Raw genomic sequence first — 16,516 nt, 5'->3', positions numbered from 1 at the left:
TTGATATGTTTTAAGTTGGCTTTTTATCTCTTTTATCAATCGCCTCTTTTGCTCCTGTTGGAAGCTTTGAAAAAAGCTCTTTAATCCGTTTTGGCTTGGCAATTTTTTCTTCTACAATAAAATTGATCATTTCAAACATAGCATGCGCCATTTCAGGAGTATCGTCAAGATTTAGTTCATTAGGGTGAACTGCATTATTTCCAATAACACGACAATAATCGAGTGCTTGTTGAATTTCTGTAGGTAAGCCCTCTGCAACAAGTTTAGCAATATCTTTATCCAATTTTCCTGTATTTGCACCTAGCAGTGGCATTAAATTTTGAAGTGCAAGTCTTAAAAGTGCGGATGAAGCTTTTGGTGATAAATCAATAACACTTAATGCTTCTAAGTAAAGTGTTTTTATTTCTTCTGGCATATCTTCATGCGGAGGAATATTGGTTGTCATAGTTGGATCAACCATTAATTTTTTAACTGTATTCCATATTGAATTTTTATTACAATGCGTACAAATACAAAGTTGGTGTGTTGTAAATCTCGTTGAACTATAACCACCTCCATCATAACTCAAGTAAAACCATAATTGTTTTGCAAAAACATTACAATGTGGACAATGAAATTGTTGCGATCCAAATTCTGGTGGATAATACTTATTCATCATATTCCTTTATTATGTTTAAATAAATTTATAATGAAGATTATATATCTAAAAGCATTTTACTTGATAAACAACGACATATACGAAAGTCTTGCCGTATCGATCAAAAAGTCAACCCCAGGGAAATAGGCAATGAAGGTATTACCAATACCTCCCCAAATAACGGCTATAGCGATAACGCCAATCGTAATAGGTGTAATACCTCGAAGGGTTGGGATGTATGCCCCTTCTTTCTCGCATGCAGGGTAAAAATACATGAGTGCAATAAGCTTGAAGTAATAATAGATAGAGATAAACGTTGCAATGATGCCGCAGACGGCAAGAAACGTATAACCAGCTTCAATAGCACCTGTGAAGATGTAAAACTTACCGACAAAACCAATGGTACTTGGTATGCCCGCAAGTGAGAGCATAAAAATGCTCAGCATCGCCGCCATGTACGGATGCACATGTGCAAAGCCACGAAAATCTTCATAAGTCACACGAATATGCTCATCAGCTGCGATGTAAGAGATAAGCCCAAATGCTCCCATAGCAGAGAGGAAGTAGGCTATCAAATAGTAAATAATGGAAGAAGAAGCACTTTCACCCGCATAGCCAATAGAGACAAAAGCGATGAGCAGATAGCCCGTATGCACAATACTCGAAGCGGCAAGCATCCGTTTAAGACTCTCTTGGATGATCGCCAAAAATGTACCATACGCTAGTGTTGCGATAATGATGACAACGAAGAGTGTATCCCAAATGTCGCGAATCGGGTCAAGATCAATCAACATCAGACGAAGAACAAAGCCAAAAATCGCTACTTTAAAAGTTGCCGCCATAAATGCCGTAACAGGCAAAGGTGAGCCATCGTAAACGTCAATCGTCCAGTTTTGAAAAGGAAAAGCAGAAATTTTAAATAAAAATGTGACCAAAACAAACGTACTACCAATGATAATAAGCGATACATCTTTACCCATCAAAAGGTCCAATGCTTTTCCGATATCCCCTAAAATAGTCGTGCCAAGTCCAGCGTAAATAAAAGCTGTTCCCAAAAGGAAAAATGCCCCAGAGATAGAGCCAAGTACTAAATACTGATAACTGGCTTCAACCCGTTTGTCGTGAATTTTCTGAAAACCTATCATCACGTACAGTGCCAATGAGGCGATTTCAAGGGCAATAAATGCGCTTAAAAGCTCATTCGCATGTACCAGTAACATCATGCCAAAGACAGAGAAAAGAAAGAGCGAAAAAAACTCTTTTTTGAAATGACGTTTATCTTGAAAATAGTGTGTGCCAATGAGCGATGTCACGAGTGCGCCACTGAGGATGAGTGCATCAAAATAGACAGAATAGCTATCGACAATAATCATTTTTGAAAAAATTTCTTGCAGTGGAAAGGCAGTAAAAAGTTCTCCAAAATGGTAAAAATTGGCACTGAGTGCCAACAATAAAATTAAAAATGTCAACAGTGAAAAACGCTCCATCGAAAGGCGTTCAACAGGAGAAAGAAGCATAAGAATAATCGCTCCAGCGCCTACGATGATTAGTGGTAAAAGATAACCCAGTTGTATCCATTGCATCACTGGACTCCTACATGTAAAATGTCAATCAGATAGTGTTGCAATGTAGGCTCAATCTTGTACAAGAAAAAATCAGGATAAACACCCATCGCAAGAATCAATGCTGCCAAAGGAAGAAGCCCTATGATCTCGTAAAGACTGAGATCGTTCATGGCAGAAACATTGTTGTCACTCTTAACCAATACAGCTTTTTGAAACACCCAAAACATATAACTTGCCGCAACCAAGACGGTAAGGGCGGATAAGACACCAAGGTAAGGGTTGTAATGAAAAATACCTAAAACAATCAGAAGTTCTGCGACGAAACCATTGGTTCCAGGAATTCCCACGGTACAAAAGAGCATAATGGCAAAGAAAAGTGTAAACCACGGTGCTTTGGTTGCTATGCCTCCAAGTGCACTGAGTGAGCGAATACCAAGATGTCGTTCCATAACACCTACCAACAAGAAAAGTCCTCCTGTAGCTATGGCGTGAGCAACAATTAAAAAAGCACTTCCCATCATACCTTGAACATTGAGCGCAAAAATACCTGCGGTGATAAATCCTAAATGCGAAGCCGATGAATAGGCAAACATCTTTTTAATGTTCATCTGAGAAATCGCAGCAATACCAAAATAGACCAATCCAAAAATACCAAGTGCTACAAAATAGACTGAAAACTCAACAAACAGATCGGGAAAAAGTGGAATCATAAAACGCACTAATGCATAAACACCCAATTTTGCCATGATGGAAGAGAGCAAGAAAACGCCACCTGTGGGTGAATTGGAATAGGTTTGAAGAAGCCATGAATGAAACGGAAAAAGAGGAATTTTGATTGCGAAGGCAAGCATAAAACCAAAAAAGAGCAGTATCTTTTGTTCCCGTGCTATGGTTGTAATATTTGTCAAATCGGATAACGCAAAACTCCACATACCAAACTCATAATAATGTGCAACGCCCAAATAAAGGATACTCACAAACATAAAGAGTGAGCCCATAATGGTGTAAATGGTGATTTTAAGCGTTGAAAAAACGCGGTTGCCAGAACCAAAAAGACCGATAATCATAAAAACAGGCAACAACATAGCTTCCCAGAAAAAGTAGAACAAGAAAAGATCCAGCGAGAAGAGTGTTCCACTGATGCCTGATTGAATGAAAAGCATACTGATCCAGTAGCTTTTAGAGCGCTCATTTTTCCAAAGAAGTAAATAAGCACTGGGAATTAATGTCGCGATCAGCATCAAAATAATCAATGAAAAACCATCAATACCAAGGCTGTAAGAGATACCATAGCTCTTAATCCAAGGATAAAATTCTTTAAATTGAATTGATCCAGTCAGCTCAAAATGAGTATAGATATACAGGGCTAGTGCAAAAATACTCAGCGATACCCCAAATGCAATATTACGTGTAAAACGAGAGTTTAGAGGTGTAACCATCAGTATGAAAGCTACCACCATCGGTAAAAATATAATGATTGAAAGAATGCCTATACTCATCTTTTACCCTATGACCAAAATTAAATAACAAGACGCTGCACTAATGCCAAGCATCATAATAAGCGCGTAAAAGCGCACGTTTGCATTTTGAACCAGCGCCAAAATATGCCCTAGTCGAATAAAGTTATGACTAAGTCCCATAACGATACGATCAACAAGATTTACATCTAAACTTACAGCGATAAATTCACTCAACTTTCGGATAGAGCGTACAAACAAAAAGTCATAAACCTCATCCACATAAAATTTATTGTAAACGATGCCTTTTACCTCTTTATGCGAAGAGAGGTCGTAAAAGCGGAATTTTTTATAGGCGATACCTATACCTAATAGTGAAACAGCAATATTAAGGCTGAGTAACATCCACTCTGTTTCGTGGTTGACATGCAACGCTCGCATACCCCACTCTCCAAGCCATGAACCTATAAGATGACTGCCTCCCAAGAGTGAAGGCAACCCTAAAAGACCTGCAAACAATGAACCAAAAGCAAGCACAACTAAAGGCGCTTTCATGACCCATGAGACATCATGCGGATGATGGACATGCGAAGTATTTTTTCCCTCAAAAACCACAAAGAAGAATCGGAACATATAGTACGCGGTCAATACCGCACTGCACAAAGCAATGCCCCAAATAAGGTACTCTCCACTGCTAAACGCTACAAGTAAAATCTCATCTTTACTGAAAAATCCTGCAAAAGGAGGAATACCGCTGATCGCCAACGTAGCAATCAGCATGGTTGCGTAAACAACCGGTGTGACCTGACGCATTTTGCCCATTTTAAAAATATTTTGCTCATGGTGTAGCGCGATGATAACGGCACCTGCACCCATAAATAATAGTGCTTTGAAAAAAGCATGGGTAAAAACATGAAAGAGCGCACTGCTGTAAGCACCCAAACCTACGGCGATAAACATATAACCCAATTGAGACATCGTTGAGTAGGCTAAAATCTTTTTAATGTCGCTCTGCTTGGTGGCAATCACTGCGGCAAAAAGCGCACTCAACGCGCCAATATAAGCGATAAAAAGCCCAATATTAGGGATAAGTTCATACAAGAAAGCAAAACGTGCCACCATATAAACGCCCGCAGTTACCATCGTTGCCGCATGAATGAGAGCTGAAACAGGCGTTGGACCTGCCATAGCGTCAGGCAACCAAACATAAAGAGGTATTTGAGCCGATTTGCCCATCGCTCCAATAAAGAGCGCAATGCCCACAATTTGCAGAAGATAAGGTGGCATCGAAGCAATGGTAAGCGCAATATTTTCATAGCTAAAGCCAACACCCGAACAATAAAAAAATAAAATCGCAAGACCGATCAGAAAGCCAAGATCACCGACACGATTGACAATGAAGGCTTTATTGCCAGCAACGACATTGGAGTTATCTTGAAAATAAAAACTAATCAATAAATACGAACAAAGGCCTACGCCTTCCCAACCGATAAACATAATAAGCGGTCCATCAGCAAGTACCAAAAGAAGCATCGAGCTTAAAAATAGATTGAAATAAAAGAAAAACTTACCATAGCCCTTATCATCACTCATATACGCTGTAGCATAAAGGTGAATGAGCCAACCGACAAAAGTGATAAAAAGTACCATAAATAAAGAGAGTTTATCGCCTAAAAAGCCCATGTAGATTTTATATTCCCCTACCCCTAACCATAGGTAAGGCTGAAAATGCAGGGGCACATCATACTTTGCAACATAAAGGAAAGCACTGACGCCCAAAATAAAACTTATAAGAGGCGAAAGCAACGCAGGAATTGTAAACCAGCGTTTTGATAGAGGCATTTTGGTAATGGAAACCATATACAAAAGTCCTATAAGCACAGAAGATAGCAGTGGAGCTAAAACAATGGCCGCTAAAATAGCACTCATACGGCCTCCTTTTGCGACAAAGTTCTAAAAAGATCTGAATCAAGTGATTTTTTACGACGATACAACACTACAATGAGCGACAAAAATACACCCGCCTCAGCTGCTGCAATGGCAATCACCATCATCGCCATTACTTGAGCACCCATATCATGGTGATAGTTACTAAGGCAGACGAAAATCAAATTGATCGCATTGAGCATAAGCTCTATGGACATGTAAATCACAAAAATATTTTTACGGCTAATCACACCTAATAGACCAATGGAGAAGAGTATCATTGCTACTGCAATGTACATAAAAAGAGAGTTGGCGATCATGCTTCTTCCTTTCGTCCAAATACGACTGCCCCAATAAGAGCGACAAGAAGTAAAATAGAAATAAGCTCAAAAGGCAACAGCCACTGCGTGAAAAGCTCCATACCTAAAGGTTTGATCTTACCAAAATCTTTTTCAAGAGGTGCGCTTAGAAGTGGCATTTTGTAAAATGCCTGTAAAATTAAAAAATTAAACGGTAGAAGAGCGATAGCACCTAAAAAGAGTGTCATGTTTTTATTTGGTTCTTTGGGAAGGTTGGCTTCTTTAACATTTAAAAACATAATGATAAAAATAAAGAGTGTCAAAATTGCGCCCGCATAAATAATAATCTGAACCATAAATAAAAATGAGGCACTTAAAAGAGCAAAAAAGCCCGCAAGAGCGATGATGGTTAATATAAGACTCAGCGCACTGTGAACAGGCTGATGAAAACTCACCATACCCACAGCACCCAAAATCGCGAAAAAACTCAGCAGTAAAAAAAGTATATCCATCATGCTTTTTTCTCCTCATGCGCTAAAAGCTGCTCTTTTGTAAGCAAGAAATCTTCTCTTTTTTTACCGATAAAACTAAAAATACCACTGTCCATGCGAATGGCATCGCACGGGCAAGCCTCGACACACGCACCACAGAAGACACACTCTAAAAGATCGATGTTAAAAATTTCTGGCATCTTTTCATCGACACCATCTTCTCGCTCTTTAGCTTCAATAAAAATGCACTCAGCAGGACAGGCAGTTGCACACATAAAACAGGCAACACAGCGCACACTTCCATCGTCACGTTTTGTAAGACGATGAACCCCTCGGTAGCGTTCACTGATGTCATGCGGCATCTCTTCAGGATAGTTAATTGTCTTAATCTCTGGAGTATCACTCAGATTGGTAATCAGATGCGAAAGTGTTGTTTTCATACCACCAAAAATGGCAGGCAAATAGAGTTTTTCTTTGAGCGTATTGCCATGGCGTTGAACGATTTTAATGCCCATTTACAGCCCCTTTACCACAACAATGATGGCACTGACAACAATATTGGCAATGGCTAAAGGCATCAGCACTTTCCATCCCAATGTTTGTAACTGATCGTAGCGAAAACGAGGTAATGTCCAGCGCACCCAGACAAAAACAAAGTTCATAAAGAGCAGTTTTAATGCAAATGTTGTCACCTGAATGATCACCGTTGCGACATTGGTCGAAGTCTCACCGAGCCCTACCAAAAGCAACGCACCAACGCCTGCAATAACAAGTACATTAATACCAATCAACCCTTTTTGCAAAAAAGCGGTTTCATGATTTCGTATATCACCCACTTTGTGCCAACGGTTGTGTTTTTTGATCCAACGCAGTGCATAAAAACTAGCCACAGGAAGAGTAATGATGACAAAACTCAAAATGTAGGGCATATACGTCTGAAGTGTTTGCGTATTAAGATAAGGCAGATGATAACCGCCCAAAAAGAGTGTCACAATGAGGGCACTGGATGCGCTCATGGCAACATACTCACCGACAAAGAAGAGTCCAAAACGCATTGCACTGTACTCGGTGTGAAAACCGCCTACTATTTCACTCTCGCCTTCGGCAAGATCAAACGGCGTACGATTGGCTTCCGCAAATGCGGTAATGATAAAAATAAGTGCTGCAATAGGCTGAACAACAATACCCCATGCAGGGATAAATCCAAGCAATAATTGCCCCTGATATGCCACAATATCACCCAAATGAATCGAACCATACGTAATAAGTACGGAAACTAACGAAAGACCCATCGCCGCTTCGTAGCTGATGACTTGAGCACCTGCGCGCATAGCGCCCAAAAGGGAGTATTTGTTACGACTTGACCAACCGCCAAGCATAATGCCATAGACACTTAAGCCCGCAAAAGCTAAAAACCAAAGGACGCCCAAATCCATCGGCAAACCCTGCATGATGAAACGCTCACCGTTGATGATGAGATCATCCGCAAATGGCATAACCATAAAGCTAAGAAAGGCAGAAACAAAAACAATGACAGGGGCTAGTGAAAAGAAAAAACTCTCTTTGATAGCTTTAGCTTGAAAATCCTCTTTAAAAACGAGTTTGAGCATGTCGGCAAACGACTGAATGAGCCCACCCAGACGAATCCCGTTAATATGACAACGATTCGGTCCTAAACGATCTTGAATGAGCCCTGCCACACGACGCTCAATCCATACCAAAATAGGTGCAGCACCAAGGGAAAAAAGAAGCGCTAAGAGCACATTGATAAGGACAATGCTGATACTTAGGATACTCATAGCGTTATCTTTGGTGTCTGGGATAGCGCATCAAAGCTGATGCCCGTTAAAACTTCGTAAAAGAAAAGTTCTGCTTCCCAAACTGCTTTACAGCTTATGAGTGTGTCACCTAAGATGGGGGCTAAAATCGACAGAAGTGTTTTATGCCCATGCTCACTTTGAATAGCGCAAGCACTGTGTTGAACATACCCATCAATATTGACAAAACTGCCTTCTCGCCTTGTATGCGAAGCAATGGGCAGTACGAGTTCCACCTCTTTGCAGGTAATTTCACATGTAGAGCAGAGAATCGCACTATTTTTATCGCTAAAGCCCATTTCTTTAAGGAGATCTACATCACTGCGTCCTATAAAAACAACCAACTCCGATTTACTTAAAGCCTCTTCCAAGCCCTCTTTTGAGTCATCAATGCCAAGAAGAGGAAGCGCTCTTGCATTGGCAGATCTATCATTGCATTTTAAAAAATCATCACCAAAATCGACATCAAAACGTTTCGTTTCATAGGCACTTAAAGCGATTTCGTACAATTTTGCCAGTTTTTGTACACGCACCATCTCTTCCAAACTTAGATTTGAGGAGATAACAAAAACCGTTTTACCGAGGTGACGTTTTAAAAGACGTAACAGTTTCCCCTCAGCATATTCGTATTCACTTATTTTTCCACGGATTAAGGCATGAAACTCTTGGGTATCATTTTCTTTGTGATAACTAAGCCTTCCAGCATCACAGATAAAATAACCATTAATTTTATCGTTCAAGCGCGGGCGATAACGGTAGATGAACTCATCTTTGTATTTTTCTTTGTGGTGATCCACAAAAATGGAACAACCTCTAGCGCAATGATCACAAATTGCCTTTTCGGGACGTAAAAACCAAACCCGTTTTTGAAAGCGGAAGTCTTGACTTGTAAGCGCTCCAACAGGACAGAGATCGACGACATTCATAGCATACGGATTTGAAAGTTTAACACCGGGGAACGTGCTAATCACCGAATGGTCTGCACGTGAAAGAACGCCTAATTCACTCGTTTTCGTAATATTTTTTGTAAAACGCACACAACGGGTACAGAGCACGCAACGCTCTTGGTCAAGCACCACATTGGCTCCGAGATCAACATGCTTTTGTCCTCTGGTTTTGGGTGTGCTTAAACGGCTCTCATAAAGCCCCACATCCATGTAGTAGTTTTGCAACGAGCATTCCCCTGCTTGGTCACAGATAGGACAATCAATAGGATGGTTAATGAGTTCAAGTTCAAGCATGGAGCGTTTAACTCGGTCAATATTCGTACCTTTCGTACGAATAATCATGCCTTCTTTAATGGGGGTATCACAGGCGATTTGAGGACGTTTTTGCCCCTCAATTTCAACCATGCACATACGGCAATTGCCATCTTTTCCAAGGGAAGGATGATAACAAAAATGGGGAATATTGATGTTGTTTGAAAGAAGCTCCTCAATCAACAAAGCACCCTCTTTAACCTCTAATACCGTGCCATCTACCGTAATATGCGCCATTAAATTGCTATCCTCTTTTTGACGTAATAAGTCAATTCTAGCGAGCATAAACTTTAAAGTAGCTGTCGCTTCTTGTTTACTAGTATACATACCGAACTCGTTTTAGAACACCTTTTTGAAACGATAAACGGTTTACTCAAAATTCAATCAAGAGATGCTAAACTCTTTCTTAGATTTTTTAAGGATTTTTTATGCCCTCACTTCGTTTTTTTAAATGGCTTGCACTTGAAATTATTGCTGTCTTACTGATTGGTGCGTATATTTTAATTGATTCGGATGATGTTTACCGCTGGTGGATAGGCGATACCCATTTTGCACAAGTCACAAACGATTGTGATTTACACATGAGCGCTTGTGAAGTTACACTCAAAGATGGCACATTGCTCACGTTGGATATCGAGCCCAAAGAGATTCCTTTGATGAAACCCCTTCATTTTAAGGTCACTTCGTCCATTGATCTTCCGTCTCTTGAAATCAAGCTTTTTGCGACCAATATGAACATGGGACTACACACCATCAAACTGACACACACTTCTCAAAACACTTATGAAGGTGAAGGTATGCTTCCTACGTGTATCATGGGAAATATGATTTGGCAAGCCAATGTTATTTTGAACCAAACAACCCGTAGCCAAGGGGCAATCTTCACTTTTAAAACCGATAAATAACATGCACATATTTTCCAAAAATAAAGATAACCAAAGCTTTCAAAACTGCTTACGTTACTAAAGGTAATCTTTTGAAAAGTGAATAATAATTCATCATTCACACCGTGATGCGTTATCCCTTTTTTAGTTATACTTGTTTCTTTATTCTAATGAGCAAAACAGGAGTACCCACCGTGTCCATTACCCAAAAAGGTGAAGAACTTCACTTTGATGAAAATCTTTTTATTGTCTCTAAAACAGACCTTAAAGGCAGAATCACCTACGCCAATGACCTTTTTATTGAAATCTCTGGCTTCCAAGAGAAAGAGCTTATTGGAGCTCCACATAATCTCTTAAGACATACCGACATGCCTAAAGCAATTTTCAAGCTTCTTTGGGATCGTGTGCAAGCGGGAAAAGAAGTGTTCGCATATGTCAAAAACCGTACGAAGAACAACTATTACTACTGGGTTCATGCTTACGTGACACCTATTATTGACACAAAGACCAATCAACTCATTGGGTATCATTCGGTTCGCCGCTCGCCTAGTGCCAAAGGCATTGAAGCTATAACCCCTTTGTATAAAAAAATGATTGATGCCGAAGCGCGCGGAGGTGTACAAGCTTCTAGCGCTCTTTTGGAAAATACTCTATCTCAATTAAAGGTCAGTTATGATGCCTTCATTCTCTCTCATGAATAGATCATCCCTTGCCAAAGTGCAAGATGCAAACCTCATTTCGCTGGTCGCTTTTACCTTTGCGTTTATTCTTGAAGTCTCATTTAATGGCTTTCACTGGATCCAAATCATCAACTTAACCAATTTTGCGCTCGGATGGTTTATGTTTGTCAATATCCGTAAAGTTCAAAAAACCATTCATGCATTGGCTGACATCGTACACGATAGTTCAAGAGGACAACTGCACGGAAGAATTGTCAATGTCAATGACGGAGGCGAACTGAAAACACTTTGTTCCAATATGAACTCTCTTTTAGATAATTTTGAGCTCGTGACCAAAGAGATTAAATCCACCATTTTAGCGGCATCCCAAGAGGATTTTAGTCGTAAGATCCTTCAAAAAGGCATGCACGGCGAGTTTAAAGAACAGACCAATATGGTCAATCAATCAGTTCATGCAATGCAACAAACGCATGAGTTTATCGCACGCAACACACTTAATGCAGAGCTTGCCCAAATCAGTAGCGGCTCAAACGATTTTTCTACCGTTCAGTCTAATTTAACAACCATTGTTGAACGCCTTAAAGAGATTGCCAATGATGGTGAAATTTATGCCGAAGAGACCAAAGGAAGTTACCAAAATTTACGTGACACCATCGACAAAATAACCTCTTTGGTTGAATTTGTTAACCAAAATGAACAAAGTATTGGTGTTTTAGCACAACGTACCCGAGACATCAGCAATGTGGTTGATATGATCAATGATATTGCCGATAAGACCAATCTTCTTGCACTCAATGCTGCCATTGAAGCTGCACGTGCAGGTGAACATGGACGTGGTTTTGCCGTTGTTGCTGATGAAGTGCGTAAACTGGCAGAAACCACCCAAAAAGCAACGGCTGAAATTGCCGTCTCAATTAAAATGCTTCAACAAGAAACAGCAGGGCTTGAAACAAATGCCGATGCAATGAAAAGCAATGCCGATGCCTCCACAAAGACACTCGATCAACTGAGCACTACGTTTAACAGTCTCATAGAACACTCCAATACAACATCAACTAATATTAATACCATTCAGCAAACTATCTTCATTACACTGGCAAAAATGAACCATGCTATCTTTAAATCCAACGCATACAGCGCTGTTTATGTTAATGACAAAGAGACAGCATTTCAAAATCATGAAACATGTAGCCTTGGCGAGTGGTATCAAAAAGATGGTCAAAAAATCTTTGGCGATACTCAAAGTTTTAAAGAACTCTATAAACCGCATGAAAGCTTCCATAGCCATGTGCTGGAAGTGGTCAAACTGATTCGATTAACCTCATCAAACCTCTTGGATGAGAAAGATCAAATTATTGATTACTTTAAAGAAGTGGAAAAAGAGAGTAAAGTCCTTTTTGGAACCCTCGATAATATGATCGCAGAGAAAAACGCACTTGCCTAAATTCTTGAGCGTGTAAGAATTGTCCCTTACATGCTCAACTTTTTCTAACCTACATCTGGAACACTTGGCAATTTAATCGTAAAGAGTGCCCCTGCTTCGGTATTTTTGACATGTATAACGCCACTCATATTATTTTCAATAATCATCTTTGTCATATAAAGCCCTATTCCCGTGCCTTGCTTTGCATATTTGGTTGTAAAGTAAGGCTCAAATATACGATCCATATACTCAGGCGCAATGCCACCGCCATTATCTTCAATTAAAATCAAAATGTACTTGTACCCTTTTTTCAGAGAAAGCCGAATAAAAGGATTGCTGATCTCACGCTCGCTGAGAACATCTTTGGCGTTGGAGAGAATATTAAGAAGTGCTTGTGCAAACTCATTGGGATACCCCAATACTTCCATTTTTTCAGAAATATCAAACGAAAATTCTATACCATGGTATTTTAAGGATGCTTGCAATATGGCAATGGAACGCTGACACGCTTCACTAATTTCGAAAACCTCTTTCTCTTTGGAAGGTTTAAAAAAGTTTTGAAAATCGCTAATCGTACCTGACATGTACGCATTAATTTTAACACACTGCTGCAGCGATGCGAGCATATACGCCTCATCCAAATCATTGAACTCATGCTTAACTTGAATATTCATCAATAAGGCACTGATCTCGCCAAGAGGTTGCCTCCATTGATGTGCGATATTGCCAATCATTTCACCCATACTGGCAAGTTTACTTTGCTGAATCAAAAGTTTCTCCTGCTCAGTACGCTTAAGAATCTCTTCGTTAATTTTAGATTCCAAATTGTCTATCATCGCATTGACAACATCTTTGAGCAGTTGTAGCTCTTGTGTTTGGGCACTGGAGTGTAAACGTGAAGAGAGCTTTCCAACTTTGAGATCATTCACGACACTAATCGCATCTTCAATAAAAACAATATCTTGCTCAATATTGGCAGAAGCCTTCGCAATACTTCGGTTCAGTAATCTTGCCATATCTTCGAGTTCATCACGACTTGTAAGTTCAATAGGCTTAGGCTGAACGCTTTTAGTCTCTAAGTAACCAAAAAATTCTTTGAGCCCCTCTTGGAGTTTTAAAATCGAAGAGGCAATATGATTTGAGAGAAGATACCCTACTAAGAATACCAACGTAGAGAGTAAAAACACCCCTAGAAGAAGCTCATATTTAAGAGCTTGTGCACTTGTTTGAATGTCTGCAAAGTTCTGTTCAGCTTGATTTGCAGCGTCATGTTGTAGTGTTTTTAGACGATTTAAAAGCGCATAGTAGTGCGTTCTCTCTTCCTTGTTGACATTGACAAAAGCACCCTCTTCAAAATGTGCTGCAAGATACGCACATGTTTTTTCAACACTGGTGGCATACGTTTTCCAATAAGTATAAGTCTGATTGTCAAGCTTTAAAAAATACTCTTCTAACCGTTCACGTTGTTTGAGAATATCGGTCTCAATTGTTTTGCGATAATCCTCATTGGGCGACATAACCAAAGCGAGGCTCATTTCACGTAAAACATTGGTCGGCTCAATATAATTCTCTTGCAAATGCTGTGTATTACGTGCATTTTCAAAAATAGTTGTGGCATTGCTGATGTTCTCTTTTGAGAGTGCGAATGTGCGCTCCGCAAGAAGAAGCATACCAATGAAGGAGAAACTAAAAAGCAGAAAAAGCTTGTATTTAATGGGTATTTTTTTCATGGCAATCGCTTTGGTAAAATAGGGATTTGGAATTCAGTCGGATAAGGCTTATCTCCGCGTACAGACCAGTGTTGATTGGTGATTTTTGCTTTCCAAAAAGGTTGCATGCCAATGCCAAGAGGATCAAAGACAAGCTCTTTATTCATGGCAAAAACGGCATTGGGGATAGGTACAAACAACATGTATGCCTTTTTTTTAGCACGATCTTGAATTTTATGTGTCAGCGTTTTAAACAAAGGATCTTCTTGTTCGATCCCAAAAAATTGATGAATGTAATGCTCCATTTCAGCATCATAGCGCACAAAACTCCATGGATTGTTCTCTTGATAACGAATATAAACAGGCCATGGATGCCTACCATACCAATCTTGCGTATTTTGGATCAAAATATCCCAGTCTTGAATGCTTTTATGGTTTTGTTGCATGAGATTATAAATCTCTTTTTCACTCGTGGTCGTTGTATACTTAAGCTTCACGCCATACATAGAGAGCTGATACTCAATCCCTTTCCATAAAAAAAGCAACGAATCTTGTGTTGCGACATTAAGCTCTAAGCCTTTCAACGTACGCTCCACCATAGCGTTATCTAACGGACACTCATTTTCACCAAAAGCAGAAGGATTGAGCCTCCCCTCTTTTTTATAGGTAAAATCCAGTAAATTTTGCTGATTGAGTGCGCAGTTAAGTGCTTGACGCACTTCTTTGCGGGCAACAGGTGAATAGTGTTTAAGAAGATTAAAATAGATCGTAAAATTATGTGTTGAAGGCATGGACACTAATTTGGCGTATGGCGAAAGCATCGTCTCTATTTTTTTATTAAAAGGGATTTGCATAAAATCAAGCCCGCCATCTTTAAAAAGTGCCAAGTCGAGTGCTTCTTGTGTCTCAAGCTCCGTGTAAAAGGTAATGGTTTCAATAGAAGGGTATTCACTCTCCCAGTAGTAAGGATTTGCTTTGAGAATAGCTTTTGGTGTCTGCTTACGCCCCGTAATCATTCCATCTACCAATATATAAGGGCCCAAACCATACGGACCTGACGCTTTGATATTGGCTCCCGTCTCAGCCCCACCCCAACCAAAGGTATTCAAATACGTCTCAGAGTAGAAGTAAATGCGTGCAAGATCACGAAAAAGCATTCCATACGGCTGGGACAGATGCAAACGAATTTTAAAATCTGAAACTTTCTCAACGCGTTTAAGGGAATTATGAATGTTCGTATAGTTAAACGGCTGCTTTAAAAAATAGTTAAAGTTATGAATAACGGAATCGGCATTAAAAGGAGTTCCATCTTGAAAGCGTACGCCTTGTCGTAATTCAAATTCATACAACAAAGGAGAAAGTTTGGTACTTTTCATTGCTAAAGAGTACTCCCAACCTTGTTCATTTTCAGCCAGTCGTACTAAGCCTTCATTGACCAAGCGGGAAACATAGTTATACGACATAGAGGGCAAAAAGACTTTGATATGCGACCTTGGATCTCGCCCTTGGACAACACGCTCTCCACTGGTGTCTTTGTTGTAAATACCTTTTTCTTCAGCCACTTCAACGCCCCAAAAGAGGCTCAAAAGTAAGCAGAGAAAAAAGCTAATTCTCAAAACTGTATCCTGCTTGGGAATGGTTTTTAATAGGATGATTTGGAAGTTTTTTACGTAAGGATTTTACCAGTGTTCGAAGGGCAGCTATACTCATAAACTCCTCTTTCCATACACTAAGCTCAATCTCTTCATAGCTAACCACCAGCCCTTTTTTTCGTACTAAAAGCTCTAAAAAATCAGACTCCTTATGCGTCATCTCAATCTCTTTGCCCTCATTGAAAATACGTTTATTTTTAAAATCAAATCTACAACCAGCCCATTCAACGGTAACACTACGATCCAATTCGATCTCATGAACACAGAGTTTTAAAGAAGCTAGAAGTTCATCCAGCGATACAGGCTTTATGAGGTATTTTTCGATTTTAAGTTCAATGGCACTAAGCAGATATTCTTTGTCGGTATGCGCAGTTATCATCAAAATGGGAGTTTTTTTGTCACTCTTTCGGATCTCTTTAACCATATAAAGCCCATCTTTTTTGGGCATACGAAGATCGGTTAAAATGATGTCGGGTCGTTGTTCGTAGTAAAGATCCAACCCCTCTTCACCATCCTTCGCCTCAATCACCTCTTTAAGATAATACGAGAGCGTGTTCGCCATGGGCTTTCGAATTCCCTCTTCATCCTCGGCGTACAGCAGGCGCAAAGATTTGAGTTTTTCAAGCCAAAGTTCCATTCTCATCCTTTGAAATGATGTTACATGTAAAGATTTTAGCCTATTTTATCTTTGGGAGTTATGAGGTCCCTTCGCTTTTT

The 16,516-nt window shown here is 39.8% G+C and carries 15 protein-coding genes and 1 pseudogene; 4 read left to right on the top strand and 12 right to left on the bottom strand.

Annotation, left to right across the window (positions count from 1 at the left end; genetic code table 11):
* Nucleotides 1–10: 10 nt before the first annotated feature.
* The 9 genes from V7Q04_RS02110 to V7Q04_RS02070 are packed head-to-tail and all read right to left on the bottom strand — an operon-like array spanning nucleotide 11 to nucleotide 9,778.
* On the bottom strand, nucleotides 11–655 hold the full coding sequence (locus V7Q04_RS02110) for a DUF4145 domain-containing protein (RefSeq protein WP_333803263.1): 645 nt from the start codon (nucleotides 653–655) through the stop codon (nucleotides 11–13).
* A 59-nt stretch (nucleotides 656–714) separates the two neighbouring features.
* The gene (locus V7Q04_RS02105) at nucleotides 715–2,220 is read right to left on the bottom strand and encodes an NADH-quinone oxidoreductase subunit N (protein WP_333803687.1); all 1,506 of its coding nucleotides are present in this window, start codon (nucleotides 2,218–2,220) and stop codon (nucleotides 715–717) included.
* Entirely contained in the window at nucleotides 2,220–3,701 is a 1,482-nt protein-coding gene (locus V7Q04_RS02100; RefSeq protein WP_333803262.1) for a complex I subunit 4 family protein, read from the bottom strand. Before V7Q04_RS02100 ends, V7Q04_RS02105 begins: the two co-directional genes overlap by 1 nt.
* A 3-nt stretch (nucleotides 3,702–3,704) precedes the next feature.
* Nucleotides 3,705–5,588 carry an NADH-quinone oxidoreductase subunit L gene (nuoL, locus tag V7Q04_RS02095; protein WP_333803261.1) on the bottom strand — a complete coding sequence of 628 codons (1,884 nt, stop codon included), beginning with the start codon at nucleotides 5,586–5,588 and terminating at the stop codon, nucleotides 3,705–3,707.
* A complete protein-coding gene (nuoK, locus tag V7Q04_RS02090) occupies nucleotides 5,585–5,905 on the bottom strand; it encodes an NADH-quinone oxidoreductase subunit NuoK (protein ID WP_333803260.1) in 321 nt (106 codons plus the stop codon). Before nuoK ends, nuoL begins: the two co-directional genes overlap by 4 nt.
* The gene (locus tag V7Q04_RS02085) at nucleotides 5,902–6,399 is read right to left on the bottom strand and encodes an NADH-quinone oxidoreductase subunit J (RefSeq protein ID WP_333803259.1); all 498 of its coding nucleotides are present in this window, start codon (nucleotides 6,397–6,399) and stop codon (nucleotides 5,902–5,904) included. Before V7Q04_RS02085 ends, nuoK begins: the two co-directional genes overlap by 4 nt.
* Nucleotides 6,396–6,890, bottom strand: coding sequence for a NuoI/complex I 23 kDa subunit family protein (locus tag V7Q04_RS02080; protein ID WP_333803258.1), 495 nt, complete (start codon nucleotides 6,888–6,890; stop codon nucleotides 6,396–6,398). The genes V7Q04_RS02085 and V7Q04_RS02080 overlap by 4 nt, the downstream gene beginning before the upstream one ends.
* A complete protein-coding gene (locus V7Q04_RS02075) occupies nucleotides 6,891–8,174 on the bottom strand; it encodes a complex I subunit 1/NuoH family protein (protein ID WP_333803257.1) in 1,284 nt (427 codons plus the stop codon).
* The gene (locus tag V7Q04_RS02070) at nucleotides 8,171–9,778 is read right to left on the bottom strand and encodes a 2Fe-2S iron-sulfur cluster-binding protein (protein WP_333803256.1); all 1,608 of its coding nucleotides are present in this window, start codon (nucleotides 9,776–9,778) and stop codon (nucleotides 8,171–8,173) included. Before V7Q04_RS02070 ends, V7Q04_RS02075 begins: the two co-directional genes overlap by 4 nt.
* A gap of 101 nt (nucleotides 9,779–9,879) precedes the next feature.
* Between V7Q04_RS02070 and V7Q04_RS02065 the strand changes: the two genes are divergently transcribed.
* The 4 genes and pseudogenes from V7Q04_RS02065 (at nucleotide 9,880) to V7Q04_RS13130 (ending at nucleotide 12,459) form a co-directional block, all read left to right on the top strand.
* Nucleotides 9,880–10,356 carry a hypothetical protein gene (locus tag V7Q04_RS02065; protein ID WP_333803255.1) on the top strand — a complete coding sequence of 159 codons (477 nt, stop codon included), beginning with the start codon at nucleotides 9,880–9,882 and terminating at the stop codon, nucleotides 10,354–10,356.
* Between the two features lie 173 nt (nucleotides 10,357–10,529).
* Nucleotides 10,530–11,036, top strand: a complete 507-nt coding sequence (locus tag V7Q04_RS02060; RefSeq protein ID WP_333803254.1) for a PAS domain-containing protein — start codon at nucleotides 10,530–10,532, stop codon at nucleotides 11,034–11,036.
* Nucleotides 11,008–12,036, top strand: a pseudogene (locus V7Q04_RS02055) (methyl-accepting chemotaxis protein); the annotation flags it as partial. The gene V7Q04_RS02060 and the pseudogene V7Q04_RS02055, both read left to right, overlap by 29 nt.
* A gap of 81 nt (nucleotides 12,037–12,117) precedes the next feature.
* Nucleotides 12,118–12,459 (top strand): CZB domain-containing protein, encoded by a 342-nt coding sequence (locus tag V7Q04_RS13130; protein ID WP_443070030.1) that lies wholly within the window; start codon nucleotides 12,118–12,120, stop codon nucleotides 12,457–12,459.
* A gap of 44 nt (nucleotides 12,460–12,503) precedes the next feature.
* Here V7Q04_RS13130 and V7Q04_RS02050 read toward each other — a convergent pair whose 3' ends face one another.
* The 3 genes from V7Q04_RS02050 to V7Q04_RS02040 are packed head-to-tail and all read right to left on the bottom strand — an operon-like array spanning nucleotide 12,504 to nucleotide 16,436.
* Nucleotides 12,504–14,168, bottom strand: a complete 1,665-nt coding sequence (locus tag V7Q04_RS02050; protein ID WP_333803252.1) for a sensor histidine kinase — start codon at nucleotides 14,166–14,168, stop codon at nucleotides 12,504–12,506.
* A complete protein-coding gene (locus tag V7Q04_RS02045) occupies nucleotides 14,165–15,763 on the bottom strand; it encodes an ABC transporter substrate-binding protein (RefSeq protein WP_333803251.1) in 1,599 nt (532 codons plus the stop codon). The genes V7Q04_RS02050 and V7Q04_RS02045 overlap by 4 nt, the downstream gene beginning before the upstream one ends.
* Nucleotides 15,753–16,436 (bottom strand): response regulator transcription factor, encoded by a 684-nt coding sequence (locus tag V7Q04_RS02040; RefSeq protein ID WP_333803250.1) that lies wholly within the window; start codon nucleotides 16,434–16,436, stop codon nucleotides 15,753–15,755. The genes V7Q04_RS02045 and V7Q04_RS02040 overlap by 11 nt, the downstream gene beginning before the upstream one ends.
* Nucleotides 16,437–16,516: the final 80 nt, after the last annotated feature.

Source organism: Sulfurospirillum sp., from assembly GCF_036802865.1.
Classification (GTDB): domain Bacteria; phylum Campylobacterota; class Campylobacteria; order Campylobacterales; family Sulfurospirillaceae; genus Sulfurospirillum.
The sequence above is the reverse complement of the archived record's forward strand: the minus strand, read 5'-3'. Positions and strand labels throughout refer to the sequence as shown.

Bases quoted from the DNA above. Each gene is read 5' to 3' on its own strand.
- V7Q04_RS02110 (WP_333803263.1), bottom strand. From the start codon at position 655: ATGAATAAGTATTATCCACCAGAATTTGGATCGCAACAATTTCATTGT.
- V7Q04_RS02105 (WP_333803687.1), bottom strand. From the start codon at position 2,220: ATGCAATGGATACAACTGGGTTATCTTTTACCACTAATCATCGTAGGC.
- V7Q04_RS02100 (WP_333803262.1), bottom strand. From the start codon at position 3,701: ATGAGTATAGGCATTCTTTCAATCATTATATTTTTACCGATGGTGGTA.
- nuoL (WP_333803261.1), bottom strand. From the start codon at position 5,588: ATGAGTGCTATTTTAGCGGCCATTGTTTTAGCTCCACTGCTATCTTCT.
- nuoK (WP_333803260.1), bottom strand. From the start codon at position 5,905: ATGATCGCCAACTCTCTTTTTATGTACATTGCAGTAGCAATGATACTC.
- V7Q04_RS02085 (WP_333803259.1), bottom strand. From the start codon at position 6,399: ATGATGGATATACTTTTTTTACTGCTGAGTTTTTTCGCGATTTTGGGT.
- V7Q04_RS02080 (WP_333803258.1), bottom strand. From the start codon at position 6,890: ATGGGCATTAAAATCGTTCAACGCCATGGCAATACGCTCAAAGAAAAA.
- V7Q04_RS02075 (WP_333803257.1), bottom strand. From the start codon at position 8,174: ATGAGTATCCTAAGTATCAGCATTGTCCTTATCAATGTGCTCTTAGCG.
- V7Q04_RS02070 (WP_333803256.1), bottom strand. From the start codon at position 9,778: ATGTATACTAGTAAACAAGAAGCGACAGCTACTTTAAAGTTTATGCTC.
- V7Q04_RS02065 (WP_333803255.1), top strand. From the start codon at position 9,880: ATGCCCTCACTTCGTTTTTTTAAATGGCTTGCACTTGAAATTATTGCT.
- V7Q04_RS13130 (WP_443070030.1), top strand. From the start codon at position 12,118: ATGAACCATGCTATCTTTAAATCCAACGCATACAGCGCTGTTTATGTT.
- V7Q04_RS02050 (WP_333803252.1), bottom strand. From the start codon at position 14,168: ATGAAAAAAATACCCATTAAATACAAGCTTTTTCTGCTTTTTAGTTTC.
- V7Q04_RS02040 (WP_333803250.1), bottom strand. From the start codon at position 16,436: ATGGAACTTTGGCTTGAAAAACTCAAATCTTTGCGCCTGCTGTACGCC.